A 12,753-nucleotide genomic window follows, 5' to 3' on the forward strand; every position below is an offset into this window, starting at 1 on the left:
TCTTAAGGTTTTACTGTCTTTTTAGAATTTAGCTAACAAAGTACCTGTAACATTCTTATACGAGGTTAATCTCGTATTGAGCATTTGTAGATCTTTCATTTCAAAGTGCCCGATAGGAAAAATGATTTTATAAAATGAAAAAAGATAACAATATTCGGTTTTTTAATAATGCCTTTCAAAAGGAGAATATTAAAATGAATAGCTCACAAGAACCAAATCAATCTCTGTTTAATCAAGCATCTACTTCTATTCAAGCCTGCATTGAATGTATGTTTGCTTGTAAGCATTGTGCCTCTGCATGTTTACAAGAAGAGCATGTGCATATGATGCGTGAGTGCATCAAACACTGCTTAACCTGTGTAGAAACCTGTCAGTTATGCACATCTTTAGAATTAAGACATTCCGAACTTGCTGAACAAGCCATGCAGTTATGTGCTAATGCATGTCAACTATGTGCAGCTGAGTGTAGTAAACACGAACATGAGCATTGCCAGGTTTGTGCAAAAGCATGTTTAGCATGTGCTCAAGCTTGTCAGGCATATCGTGCTTAATTTTTAGACGTGCTTAGAAACCTACGGCCTATTACATTCGTAGGTTTTTAAACTTTATAGAACAAAGAATTAAATTTTTAGATCAGATGAGTCATTACTTTTTTAGGCATAAAAAAAACCCGCATCTTGGGGAAAATGCAGGCTCTTAGATCTCCCACAACGACCATGAGTTCATTATTAAGCTTGAACTTTAAACCGTTAACTAAATGTACCCTTAATAAAAATAAATTGCAATACAGAATAGTCTGTATATTTGAAATATTTTATTATTTTTACATTACTTTTTCTTAAATAGTTTAAAAACATAAGCTATCCCACACTTAGAAATAACTTTTCATAGGCATTAAAAAAGCCCGTTTCACGGGCTTTTTTGCAACGTTGAGCACTCAAAAAATGTGTCTATCCATTTTTATTTGCTCTTTGCTAGCTGTTTATAAGGTCTTATCGTATCTTTTGCCCTGTCCCAAGTTTCCCTGTGGATCGAGGAGATATTACGATTACCTTAAATACATTTATAGCACATTATTTATTCATGGCTAGTGCTGTTCACGTTTTTTTACAAATGAATAAAATACTTCAAACCTTCATATTTCAAGGGTTTTCGACGCCATTTGGGTACTGGCGAGCCGTATCACAAATTGGATACCACTTCACTTGTGAATTGACAAAAGCATGAGAGATGACTGGCGTGGATATTTCTTCATTAATGAGCCCTACCCTTAAACGCACCACATCAGGTTTATCTAAACGTTCACTCCAGAGAGGTGAACCGCAGGTTTTACAGAACACTCTCTTTTTATTAAGCGATGCAAAATACGCTTGCAAAAGATTTTCCCCCTGTACAATCTCTAAATCGCTTTTTTGTACTTGAGTGATGGCCGCAAAAGCAGCCCCTTGTGCTTTTTGGCATTGCTTACAGTGACAAACCATGATGGGTTCTAATTCGGCATTAATACGAAGTTGAATCCCATTACAAAGACAAGAAACTGAATAAGCCATGATTTTTCCTTTTTATTTTTATAAGGTTTAACTTACGCCTACACCTTTTTCAATGTGGTCTAAAATCGCACACGAAGCCTGCTGGTCACCACAGCAATCATCAGCTGAAGCCTGCAAAATATTAACCATTTCCTGTAAATGAGCAATTTTTTGCTTTAATTCGGCAATGTGTTTTACGGTTAAAGCTTTCACCTCTGCACTATGCCGATCGGTATTTTTCCAAAGCGAAATAAGCTCTTTCATCTGTTCGGATGAAAAACCTAACTCTCTGGCATGTTTTAAAAAGTTTAAAGTTTTAAGGTCTGTTTCTGAATAAATACGATAGCCAGAAGCAGAACGCTGAGCTGCTTCAAGTAAACCGATTTCTTCATAGTAGCGAATCATTTTCGCCGAAATACCCGAATGTTTGGATGCCTGACCGATATTCATCTCACACCTCAAATACTAAATTTGGTTTAAGACCTGCTGTCATGATCTTAAACCAAAAGTTGATTTTCAGCACGCTTACTGTACTGGCGCATGAAAACGTTTTAAGCGTAACGCATTGCCTAAAACAAAGACCGAAGAAAGTGCCATCGCACCTGCTGCAAACATCGGTGAAAGTAACACACCAAATGCTGGATATAAGGCACCTGCTGCAATTGGAATTAGAGCTACGTTATATACAAATGCCCAGAACAGGTTTTGACGTATGTTTCGCATAGTTGCTTTACTTAGCGCAATTGCGTTCGGTACGCCTTTTAAACTACCTGACATCAGCACCACATCGGCAGCTTCAATAGCAACATCTGTTCCTGTACCAATGGCTAAACCGACATCTGCTTGCGCCAAGGCTGGTGCATCGTTAATACCATCACCAACAAAAGCCAAACGACCATACTGTTCTTGCAGTTGGCGAACTGTATCCACTTTGCCTTCGGGTAAAACCTCGGCCACGACTTCATCAATGTTCAGCTTTTTGGCAATTGCTTGCGCCGTATGACGGTTGTCTCCTGTAATCATGGCCACTTTGAGACCTAATTTATGTAAGGCCTCAATCGCAGCATAGGTTGTTTCTTTAATTGGGTCTGCCACGGCAATAATTGCTGCAAGTTGCTGGTCAATGGCAACATAGAGTGGTGTTTTGCCTTCTTCACCTAACTGAGCAGCAATCGCTTGGAATGAGCTGGTGTCTAAACCAAGTTGGTGCATATAACGGTCTGCGCCAATTTGTACTTTTTGACCTGAAACTTCCGCTTCAATACCTGAACCTGTAATCGAGTTAAATGCTGTTACTGGTAATAAGTTTATGCCTTCACTTTCTGCTGCTTGCACAATAGCTAAAGCAATTGGATGTTCAGACTTGGCTTCGACTGAGGCAACTAAAGTCAGCACTTGGTTACGTTCAAAGCCAGATTGCACATTAAAGTCTGTCAGTGTCGGTTTACCTTCGGTGAGTGTACCCGTTTTATCAACGGCAACGACTTGCGCTTCTTGTAAAAGCTGCAAAGCTTCACCTTTACGGAACAAGACACCTAGCTCAGCACCACGTCCAGTACCGACCATAATAGAAGTTGGTGTTGCAAGCCCCATCGCACAAGGACAAGCAATAATCAGTACCGCAACAGCATTCACCAAGCCAAAAGTTAGCGCAGGCTCTGGCCCAAAAATAAACCAAACCAAGAAAGTAATTGCAGCAATTAGCATGACAGCCGGTACAAACCACATAGTGACTTTATCGACTAAGCCCTGAATCGGAAGTTTAGAACCTTGGGCTTGCTCAACCATGCGAATAATTTGTGAAAGTACAGACGAAGAACCAACAGCGGTTGCCCGAATGTTTAGAGTACCGTTTTGATTAAATGTACCCCCAACTACTTGTTGCCCTATTATTTTTTCAACAGGAACAGGCTCACCCGTAATCATAGATTCATCAATATAGCTGTGCCCTTCAACCACCTCACCATCGACTGGCACACGCTCACCCGGACGAATTTCTACAATAGTCCCACTGACCACTTCAGCAACAGCAACTTCCACTATTTGCCCATTACGCTGAATACGAGCTGTTTTGGGTTGCATTCCCACTAAATGTTGAATCGCTTGTGAAGTACGCCCTTTAGCTTTGGCTTCAAAATAACGTCCGAGTAAAATTAAACTGACAATTACAGCAGCCGCTTCAAAGTAAACATTGACCGTGCCTTGTGGTAAAACCTGCGGCATAAAGGTTGCCACGACTGAGAAACTGTAGGCAGCTAAAGTTCCAACAGCGACCAGCGAGTTCATATCTGGCGCCAAACGCCATAAGGCTGGAATCCCTTTTTGGTAAAAACGGCGACCAGGAAAAACGAGTACTAATGTGGTCAAAACAAACTGTAAAAGCCAGCTATTGTATTGACCAATGGTGTGCATGACCCACATGTGAAAAGCTGGAATGAGATGTGAACCCATTTCCAAAATAAACACAGGTAAGGCTAACACAATCGAAATGATCAGATCTTTTTTAAGCTGATCTAACTCTGAAGCTTTTTTATCGAGTTGCTCATCTTGATTTTTTTCAGATGCTTTCGCGTCATAACCTGCTTTTTTAACAGCACGAATTAAGTCTTCAACATTGACTGAATTATCTGCCTGTACCCAAGCCTGCTCTGTTGCCAAGTTGACGGTTGCCTCTTGAACGCCGTCTACTTTTTTGAGGGCTTTTTCAACACGTGCAACACAAGATGCACAGGTCATGCCCTCAATAGACAACTCCACTGGCGCAGCTTTTGGAACATCATAACCTGCTCGTTCAACTGCTTTAACCAGTGCTTCGCGCTGAATCGGTTGATTGGAATAAACAACAGCTTTCTCTGTTGCCAAATTAACGTTAGCAATTTCTATATTTTCAACTTTCTTAAGTGCTTTTTCGACACGTCCTACACAGGAGGCACAAGTCATGCCTTCGATTGGAAGTGTTTCACTATATGCTGGCAATTTTGTGGTTTTTGAGTCCATCAAACACCTCTGCAAATCTGCAAAATTTAATATTCTGTATTGAGCATACAGATTCCCATCATGGGAAGGTCAAGCATATTTTTTTAAAAATTTGGTCTTGACCTTACAATCATGACAAGGTTTAGACTCAATGTTATCCAAACAAACATCTCATTCTTGATGGAGTATGAATATGAAACTACTTATTGAAAATATGACTTGTAGTGGCTGCGCACGTGGTGTGACAGCAACGATTCAGGACATCGATCCAAATGCAAAAGTAGATGTAGACTTAGCGAGCAAAATTGTGACTGTTGAAAGCAGTGAAAGTATCGATAAAATTACCGAAGCACTTGAAGAAGATGGTTTCCCAGCGAAAGTGCAATAGTCGATAAGGCCTAACGTTTAAAGTTAGGCCTTTATTTTTGAGCTTATTGATATTGACTCAAAGCTGAAATTTTTTAATTCGATAATCCAGTGCTGCCCGAGTTAGCCCTAATAAACGTGCCGCTTCAGACACATTATGATTGGCTTTTTTTAAGGCTGTTAAAATTAACTGCTTTTCGTGTTCTTCTAAATTAAACTCTGCCTGTAATAATTGCTCAAAGTCAGTTTTAACAGCTACAGCCTGCTCTGGGTCATGCTTAATCTGTGGGAAAATGGCATTTAACTTTATCAGTTGCTGATCGTCCGTTAATAAAACCGCCCTTTCTAATAAATTTTCCAACTCGCGAATATTGCCTGGCCATTCATATTGCTGCATAAAAACTTTGGTCTTTTCACTTACACCCTGAATGGTTTTGCCGTACATTTTTTCAAAGCGATGAAGAAAGTGTTCAACCAATAAAGGAATGTCTTCACGGCGCTCTCGCAAAGGCGGAATCTGCACTGGGAAAATATTTAAGCGATAATATAAATCTGCCCGAAATCGCCCTGTTTTTACAGCCTGCTCAAGATCTTCATTGGTTGCTGTAATTACACGGACATCTAAAATACGTGTCTGTGAATCTCCTACTCGCTCAAATTCACCTTCCTGCAAAATGCGTAATAGTGCTGCTTGTGCACGAGGAGAAAGCTCAATCACTTCATCTAAAAAAATCGTACCACCGTTGGCTCGTTCAAACTTACCCAAGCGAGATTGATGCGCTCCTGTATAAGCACCCTTTTCTACCCCGAATAATTCAGACTCAATTAACTCTGGTGGAATCGCTGCACAGTTTACCGCAACAAAAGGTTGGTCTTTCCTTTGGCTATTTTCATGGACACCTCGTGCAAAAGCTTCTTTACCAACGCCTGTTTCGCCTTGTAGCAAAATAGAAACTTTCGAACCTGCCGCCTTTGTTAATAATGCACAGACCTGTTTATAAGATGCTGACTTACCCACAGAACTAAATAATTGGTAATCGGCTTCACTATCGCTATAAATTGATTTTTTAAGCTCAAAAAGTTCAGACTGCAACGCAATCAGTTCTTTTTCCATAGGTTCGGGTGACATGAACTGAATCAGCTCATCTGCATTTTCCCACTCTTCTAAAGGCTTACCGATAATACGGCAATGCTCATCGCCACAAGCCTTACACTCTATTTCTTGATAAATAATGGTCATGCCCGTCGCAAAACTGCTATATCCGCATGCATAGCCAAGTAACATCCAACATGAAGGTACATCACTCGGACCAAAATGCTCTAAATGCACATCAGCTTCAAAAGAGTTAAGCCAGTTTAAATCGGCATAAAATTGTTTTTTATCGTGGCTTAAATTGAGCTGATTGGCCTGTACTTGTACCATTCCACGAATGGCGTGCATTTGTGGACCCGCCATAAAAGCATCGTGTTCATTTAAATCGGGACGCATTTTTGTTGTAACTTCTGCATCTTTTAACCCAGCTTGATACCCTAAACGAATAAAGAAACGCTTGGTCCGCTCAAGCCCAATCATGTGCGCTAAGTCTTTACGCAAATATCCCATAATGCTGGTGTGTAAAAGCAGCATTCGATATTCATCAAACCAGATTTGGCCGTGGGCAGTATCAAAGTGCAGTTTAGACAGCAAATCATGAATTTCTTGCGGATGATCTGCGTATCGTCCCGTTGTATCGTATTTTACTCGAGCCATGAGTGATCTGTTTTAATCCATTAAACACATTTAGGTGTTATCTCATCTTATCGAAGAACCTGATAAATGTCCTAGTACCTTAAAGACATAACTTCATACTAAAAAAGTATTTCTAAATCTCTCCATTTAAAGCCTCAAACATTCTAAAAATAAATTTTTACGGCCCTCTTCATCAAATCATGAATATCTCTATTTCACCATTCAAAAAAATTCATGAAATGGTGAATTTTAAAAATGCTGCACTTTTAATAAAAATACTAACCAATTGTTTTTAATTATAAAAATAAAGTTGGCATAGCTTTTGTAAAGCTTATAGCGAGAGCAAGGAGCATTCATCAATTTCAAGACCATGTCTTGATGGAGTACAGCATGACGCAACCTCAAGTCGAAGCATTAACCAAATATATTCGGGTCACTGGTGACTTAAACGCAGAGTTTATCGAATTCGATTTTGCCATTCACGACCCAAGTCTATTTGTAGAACTGGTTTTGCCTAAACATGCATTTAATGATTTTTGTAAGACCAATCAAGTAGTTGAAATGACCCAAGAGCAACAAGCTTTTAATGATGCTCAGGAAGAAAAATGGCGCTATGGGACTGAAGCAACCTTAGTCGGCACGCAACGTAATAGCAACGATCAAGATGATCTGATGTAAAAATATAAGGAGATAAAGCCATGACTTTAGAAATCAAAACTTCAAATGTCGAACCCATCCGCCAGAACTATGCCTATATCGAAAGACGATTTGGCAGTAAGCCAGCAACTCGATATCAAGAAGTAAGTTTCGATGTACAGGCAGAAACTAACTTTCACTATCGTCCTTTGTGGAAACCTGAAAAGACTTTAAATGACAAAACCCATACTGCCCTGCAAATGCAAGACTGGTATGCATTTAAAGATCCACGTCAATTCTATTATGGAACTTATGTTCAGCACCGTGCACGTTTACAAGACACTGCAGAAAGTAATTTTGCTTTTTTTGAAAAACGTCAGCTTGCAGAACATCTGTCTGATGAAGTCAAAGCTAAGGTCATTGAGTGCTTATTGCCATTTCGCCACGTTGAACAAACTGCAAACTTACACATGATGTCTGGCAGTGCCTATGGATATGGCACGGTACTTACCCAAGCTTGTATTTATGCGGCAATGGATCATTTAGGGATAGCGCAGTACATCTCACGCATTGGTCTAGCTTTAGATGGTAATAGCGGCAATTCATTACAACAGGCAAAACTGGCTTGGATGCAACATCCTGCATGGCAAGGCTTACGCCGTCTGTGTGAAGAAAGTCTCACCGAGCAAGATTACTTCAAACTTTTCTTATTACAGAACCTTGTGATTGACGGCTTTGTGACAGAGCTTGTTTATCAACAGTTTGATCAGTGGTTAGTCACTCAAAATGCTCGTGACTTAGCCATGTTGACCGAGTTTATGAAAGATACTTTAGGTGATTTACGTAAGTGGTCAGACACCGTCATTAAAACTGCGGCAGCAGAATCCGATCACAACAAACAGCTATTAAATGAATGGTTCACTCAGTCTTTAACTCAAGTAAAAGCAGCTTTTACAACGTGGGCAACAGCAGCCTTATCAGCAGATGCAGTCAATCAAGCAGAACATGCCGTTATTGAACGCGCAAAAAAACTCGGCCTACAACCTGAACTGGCAAATGCTTAAGGAGCAGCAACATGACTAAAGTCTATCTCGCATTACAAGACAACGATACTTCACGCTACATCATCGAAGCGATTGAAGAAGATAACCCAGAAGCTTCAATTCAATATTTACCCGCCATGATCCGAATTGAAAGTGAAACTGATTTGGTCATTAAAGCCGAAACCGTTTCTGAAAAACTAGGCCAAGATTGGGACATCCAATCGTTACAACTCAACATGATTACGCTGGGTGGCAACGTCGAAGAAGATGACAATACTTTCCGGCTTCACTGGAATTAATCACAACATAGATGTTGTTTAACAAAGATTTAAGGATGATCAATCATGACAAATCAAACGAAAGAAACCAGCAAAAAGTTAAATGCGAAAGATCGTTATCGTGCATTAACGCGTGATCTGGACTGGGACTTTTCCTATGCTGACCGTAAAGACGCCTTTCCTTATGAAGAATTTGAAGGTATCAAAATTACAGACTGGTCTAAATGGGAAGATCCATTCCGTTTAACCATGGATGCTTACTGGAAATATCAGGCAGAAAAAGAGAAAAAACTTTATGCCATTTTTGATGCCTTTGCTCAAAATAATGGTCAGATGAATGTCAGCAATGAACGTTACTTAAATGCGATCAAACTCTTTTTAACAGCGGTGACCCCACTTGAATATCAGGCCTATCAAGGCTATGCCCATGTAGGTCGCCAGTTTAGTGGTATTGGAGCACGTATTGCTTCTCAGATGCAGTCAATTGATGAGCTGCGTCATGTACAGACTCAAATTCATGCCATGAGCCATTACAACAAGTTCTTTGATGGTTTTCAGGACTGGGCACATATGCATGACCGCGTTTGGTATTTGTCTGTGCCTAAATCATTTTTTGAAGATGCCCGTTCTGCCGGACCTTTCGAATTTTTATTAGCGATTAGTTTTGCTTTTGAATATGTACTTACCAATTTGCTATTTGTGCCGTTTATGTCGGGTGCAGCTTATAACGGCGATATGGCAACCGTGACCTTTGGTTTTAGTGCGCAGTCAGATGAAGCTCGTCATATGACGCTTGGTCTTGAAATCGTAAAATTCTTGCTCGAACAGCATGAAGATAACGTACCGATTGTGCAGGAATGGATTGATAAATGGTTCTGGCGTGGGACGCGTTTGCTTTCAATTGTGGGCATGATGATGGATTACATGCTGCCAAATAAAGTGATGTCGTGGAAAGAAGCTTGGGAAGTTTATTTTGAACAGGCAGGCGGTGCGTTATTTAAAGATTTAAGCCGTTATGGCATTCGTATGCCGAAATATAGCGATGTGATTGTGAAAGAAAAAGAGCATGTCTCACATCAAGCATGGTGGATTTTCTATAACTTTGGTCATGCTGCCGGTTTCCATACTTGGATTCCAACCGACGAAGAAATGGATTGGTTATCTGCTAAATATCCAGACACTTTCGATAAATACTACCGTCCAAAATGGGAGTTGGCTCGCAAAATGGAAGCTGAAGGTAAACGCTTCTATAGCGCAGGTTTACCACAGCTTTGTCAGGTTTGTCAGATTCCAATGACCTTTACCGAAATGGGCGATGATCCGACTCAGTTTAGTTATCGCCATAGCATCTACCAAGGCGAACGCTACCACACCTGTTCAGATGGTTGTCATGACATTTTCGAACGCGAGCCTGAGAAATATATACAAGCATGGCTACCTGTAAATCAAATTTTGCAAGGTAACTGTGGTGGCGGTGACCTCGAAACCATGCTCCGCGATTATTACCGCATGAATGTCGGTGCCGACAATCTGGATATTGAAGGTTCTCCAGACCAACAGCGCTGGAAAAAATGGAAAGGCAACGCAGCTTAAGCACAAGGAATTGTTCAGGCAGTCATCAAGCTGCCTGATAGGAAATAAGGAGATTGAACATGACTGTTCGCGCGATACACAACAACTATCAATTTGAACCGCTTGATCTGCAAAAAAATTATGGCGATCAATTCTTACTTTACGTGGGTTGGGATCATCACACCCTTTTTTGCTCGGCACATGCCATGCTTGCCTCGCCTCAACAAACTTTTGGACAGTTGATTGAGCAACAAATTACAGGTGGTTTTGCCCAACATCCAGATTTTTCCAAAATTGATTGGTCAAAAGTGCAATACACCTTAGATAGTCAAACAATTAGTCCTGAGAGTACAAAAACTTTGGTAGAGCTTGGTTTTGGGCATAAGTCATTACTTCGTTTCGTTACGCCAGAGTTAAATGGCTATAACGACAGCTACGTTTAATTCGGAGGTGTGTCATGAGTTATCAAGTCACCATTGAACCGATCGGAACAACGATTGAAGTAGAAGAAGACCAGACCATTTTAGACGCCGCTTTACGTCAAGGCGTTTGGTTACCCTTTGCTTGTGGTCACGGTACTTGCGGGACATGCAAGGTTCAAGTCACCGACGGTTTTTACGATGTTGGTGAAGCTTCACCATTTGCGCTCATGGATATTGAACGCGATGAAAATAAGGTGCTTGCCTGCTGCTGCAAACCACAGTCTGACATGGTTATTGAGGCCGATGTCGATGAAGACCCAGATTTCTTAGGTCATTTGGTTCAAGACTATCAAGCAACTGTCATTGAAATAAAAGACCTGTCGCCAACCATTAAAGGAATCCGACTACAACTAGATCGCCCAATTGAGTTCCAAGCTGGCCAATATATCAATGTCCAATTTCCAAACATTGAAGGAACTCGTGCATTTTCAATTGCCAATTCACCAAGTGAAGTCGGCATCGTTGAGCTGCATATTCGTAAAGTTGAAGGCGGTGCAGCGACGACTTATGTACATGAACAGCTTGCCACAGGTGATCAACTTGATATTTCAGGCCCTTATGGTCAATTTTTTGTACGCAAATCAGATGATCAAAATGCCATTTTCATTGCAGGTGGCTCAGGTCTTTCAAGTCCACAATCGATGATTTTAGATTTACTTGAGTCCGGAGATAGTCGCACGATTTACCTCTTCCAAGGAGCACGAGACTTGGCAGAACTATACAACCGAGAATTGTTTGAACAGCTCGTAAAAGACTATCCGAACTTCCGCTATATCCCTGCTCTCAATGCACCAAAAGCAGAAGACCAATGGACTGGATTTACCGGATTTGTGCACGAGGCCGTTGCAGATTATTTTGAAAATCGATGTGGTGGACACAAAGCGTATTTGTGCGGCCCACCCATCATGATCGACTCGGCAATTTCAATACTCATGCAAAGTCGCTTATTCGAACGAGACATTCACACTGAACGCTTCTTAAGTGCAGCCGATGGTGCTGCTGGACAATCGCGTTCTGCTTTATTCAAACATATTTAAAAATAAATTATTCAACAATCCACTTTTTCAAATGAGCTTTGTATTTGCAATTTAGAAAACCAATACAAAGCTCACAAGAGTTCTGTATTCAAAATTTACAGGTTAAATAGACTCAAATTTTTAAAGACCGTTAAGGAATAACGTTTTTTTAGTGACAAGCCAAACAACACAGAATAGGACATTCTATGAATAACAAAATTGCTGCAATCATATGTGGTGTAATCAGCGCCCTTTACCTTCCTTCTGCATTTGCGACAGAAAACGGCTCAGACTCTTTTGCCTTAGGTGCCGAAGGTATGATGGCGGGTGCCCTACCGCCTGCTGGGGTTTATCTACTCGGTTATTATCAAAATTATCACGCATCAGAGTTTCAAAATGGTCCCGATCAGTTCCATGTTGATGTCAACGCCTTAGTTCCGCGGTTGGTCTGGATGACCGATCAAAAAATTATGGATGGACAACTCGGTTTTTATGCAGCCCAACCATTGGTTTATCAAAGGCTTAAAATAAATGGAATGGCTGACTCAAACCAAGGTCTCGGAGACTTGATTTTGGGTGGCATGCTCGGCTGGCATCAAGGAAATCATCACTGGATTGCAGCCCTAGAAACTGTGCTCGGGACAGGTGAATATGACACTCCAAGTGCGACACATCCAGTTGAAGCCAATCTCGGGAAAAACTATCACACCATTCGACCAATTATTGCCTATAGTTATGCCAACGCGGCAGGTTTAGATCTATCTACTAAATTGTCTTATAGCTGGAATACGCGTAATGACGCGACCGACTACCAGTCTGGACAATACATTGCGGGTGACTATAGCTTGGGTTATCGCATTAACCCAAAACTCAAAGTTGCAGTTGAAGGCTATGCCTTTAAACAAACCACAGATGACAAAGTAAACGGAAGTGACATTGGGTTTAAAGGACAGGCTTTTGCAATTGGGCCAGGCATTCAATATGCCGATAAGAATTGGTCTATTGAAGCCAAATTTCTAAAAGAAACCGAAGTCGAATATCGCCCCGAAGGCCATACCAGCTGGCTAAAATTAATTTGGGCTTTCTAAAACACATCAACGCATAGCTTCAACCTTTGAGGCTATGC

Annotated in this window: 13 protein-coding genes; 9 read left to right on the forward strand and 4 right to left on the reverse strand. The window is 40.8% G+C overall.

The features are described from left to right. Positions 1 to 194 precede the first annotated feature (194 nt). Positions 195 to 551: a four-helix bundle copper-binding protein gene (locus R5R67_RS13850; protein ID WP_001088962.1), complete on the forward strand. Its 357-nt coding sequence runs from the start codon at positions 195 to 197 to the stop codon at positions 549 to 551. Positions 552 to 1,142: 591 nt separating this feature from the next. Here R5R67_RS13850 and R5R67_RS13855 read toward each other — a convergent pair. The 3 genes from R5R67_RS13855 to R5R67_RS13865 form a co-directional block, all read right to left on the reverse strand. Further along, positions 1,143 to 1,550, reverse strand: a complete 408-nt coding sequence (locus R5R67_RS13855) for a GFA family protein (RefSeq protein WP_009520428.1) — start codon at positions 1,548 to 1,550, stop codon at positions 1,143 to 1,145. A gap of 27 nt (positions 1,551 to 1,577) precedes the next feature. After that, entirely contained in the window at positions 1,578 to 1,979 is a 402-nt protein-coding gene (cueR, locus tag R5R67_RS13860) for a Cu(I)-responsive transcriptional regulator (protein ID WP_001020650.1), read from the reverse strand. A 75-nt stretch (positions 1,980 to 2,054) separates the two neighbouring features. Then, positions 2,055 to 4,526, reverse strand: coding sequence for a heavy metal translocating P-type ATPase (locus tag R5R67_RS13865; protein WP_009520464.1), 2,472 nt, complete (start codon positions 4,524 to 4,526; stop codon positions 2,055 to 2,057). A 166-nt stretch (positions 4,527 to 4,692) separates the two neighbouring features. Here R5R67_RS13865 and R5R67_RS13870 point away from each other — a divergent pair, with 166 nt between their 5' ends. Continuing rightward, positions 4,693 to 4,893, forward strand: coding sequence for a heavy-metal-associated domain-containing protein (locus tag R5R67_RS13870; RefSeq protein WP_085943502.1), 201 nt, complete (start codon positions 4,693 to 4,695; stop codon positions 4,891 to 4,893). A gap of 57 nt (positions 4,894 to 4,950) precedes the next feature. On the opposite strand, the gene mobR is transcribed toward R5R67_RS13870, so the two are convergent. Next, the gene (mobR, locus tag R5R67_RS13875; protein ID WP_009520490.1) at positions 4,951 to 6,621 is read right to left on the reverse strand and encodes a phenol degradation transcriptional regulator MobR; all 1,671 of its coding nucleotides are present in this window, start codon (positions 6,619 to 6,621) and stop codon (positions 4,951 to 4,953) included. 369 nt (positions 6,622 to 6,990) lie between these two features. Here mobR and R5R67_RS13885 point away from each other — a divergent pair, with 369 nt between their 5' ends. The 7 genes from R5R67_RS13885 to R5R67_RS13915 all read left to right on the forward strand — a co-directional run bounded on the left by R5R67_RS13885 (position 6,991) and on the right by R5R67_RS13915 (position 12,715). Beyond that, positions 6,991 to 7,278, forward strand: coding sequence for a phenol hydroxylase subunit (locus R5R67_RS13885; RefSeq protein ID WP_000193472.1), 288 nt, complete (start codon positions 6,991 to 6,993; stop codon positions 7,276 to 7,278). A gap of 20 nt (positions 7,279 to 7,298) precedes the next feature. Next, entirely contained in the window at positions 7,299 to 8,300 is a 1,002-nt protein-coding gene (locus R5R67_RS13890; RefSeq protein ID WP_009520435.1) for an aromatic/alkene monooxygenase hydroxylase subunit beta, read from the forward strand. Positions 8,301 to 8,311: 11 nt separating this feature from the next. Then, positions 8,312 to 8,578, forward strand: coding sequence for an MmoB/DmpM family protein (locus R5R67_RS13895; RefSeq protein ID WP_009520431.1), 267 nt, complete (start codon positions 8,312 to 8,314; stop codon positions 8,576 to 8,578). Positions 8,579 to 8,623: 45 nt separating this feature from the next. After that, entirely contained in the window at positions 8,624 to 10,150 is a 1,527-nt protein-coding gene (locus R5R67_RS13900; protein ID WP_009520440.1) for an aromatic/alkene/methane monooxygenase hydroxylase/oxygenase subunit alpha, read from the forward strand. Positions 10,151 to 10,209: 59 nt separating this feature from the next. After that, positions 10,210 to 10,572 (forward strand): phenol hydroxylase subunit P4, encoded by a 363-nt coding sequence (locus R5R67_RS13905; RefSeq protein ID WP_004887996.1) that lies wholly within the window; start codon positions 10,210 to 10,212, stop codon positions 10,570 to 10,572. Between the two features lie 14 nt (positions 10,573 to 10,586). Then, on the forward strand, positions 10,587 to 11,648 hold the full coding sequence (locus R5R67_RS13910) for an NADH:ubiquinone reductase (Na(+)-transporting) subunit F (protein WP_009520482.1): 1,062 nt from the start codon (positions 10,587 to 10,589) through the stop codon (positions 11,646 to 11,648). A gap of 185 nt (positions 11,649 to 11,833) precedes the next feature. Next, positions 11,834 to 12,715, forward strand: a complete 882-nt coding sequence (locus R5R67_RS13915) for a transporter (RefSeq protein WP_009520502.1) — start codon at positions 11,834 to 11,836, stop codon at positions 12,713 to 12,715. Positions 12,716 to 12,753 lie beyond the last annotated feature (38 nt).

The sequence above is a fragment of the Acinetobacter sp. OYA S30 genome (genome assembly GCF_033599315.1).
Classification (GTDB): Bacteria; Pseudomonadota; Gammaproteobacteria; order Pseudomonadales; family Moraxellaceae; genus Acinetobacter; species Acinetobacter baumannii.

Coding starts and splice junctions, on each gene's coding strand:
- R5R67_RS13905 (WP_004887996.1), top strand. CDS start 10,210: ATGACTGTTCGCGCGATACACAACAACTATCAATTTGAACCGCTTGAT.
- R5R67_RS13910 (WP_009520482.1), top strand. CDS start 10,587: ATGAGTTATCAAGTCACCATTGAACCGATCGGAACAACGATTGAAGTA.
- R5R67_RS13850 (WP_001088962.1), top strand. CDS start 195: ATGAATAGCTCACAAGAACCAAATCAATCTCTGTTTAATCAAGCATCT.
- R5R67_RS13865 (WP_009520464.1), bottom strand. CDS start 4,526: ATGGACTCAAAAACCACAAAATTGCCAGCATATAGTGAAACACTTCCA.
- cueR (WP_001020650.1), bottom strand. CDS start 1,979: ATGAATATCGGTCAGGCATCCAAACATTCGGGTATTTCGGCGAAAATG.
- mobR (WP_009520490.1), bottom strand. CDS start 6,621: ATGGCTCGAGTAAAATACGATACAACGGGACGATACGCAGATCATCCG.
- R5R67_RS13870 (WP_085943502.1), top strand. CDS start 4,693: ATGAATATGAAACTACTTATTGAAAATATGACTTGTAGTGGCTGCGCA.
- R5R67_RS13885 (WP_000193472.1), top strand. CDS start 6,991: ATGACGCAACCTCAAGTCGAAGCATTAACCAAATATATTCGGGTCACT.
- R5R67_RS13895 (WP_009520431.1), top strand. CDS start 8,312: ATGACTAAAGTCTATCTCGCATTACAAGACAACGATACTTCACGCTAC.
- R5R67_RS13900 (WP_009520440.1), top strand. CDS start 8,624: ATGACAAATCAAACGAAAGAAACCAGCAAAAAGTTAAATGCGAAAGAT.
- R5R67_RS13855 (WP_009520428.1), bottom strand. CDS start 1,550: ATGGCTTATTCAGTTTCTTGTCTTTGTAATGGGATTCAACTTCGTATT.
- R5R67_RS13915 (WP_009520502.1), top strand. CDS start 11,834: ATGAATAACAAAATTGCTGCAATCATATGTGGTGTAATCAGCGCCCTT.
- R5R67_RS13890 (WP_009520435.1), top strand. CDS start 7,299: ATGACTTTAGAAATCAAAACTTCAAATGTCGAACCCATCCGCCAGAAC.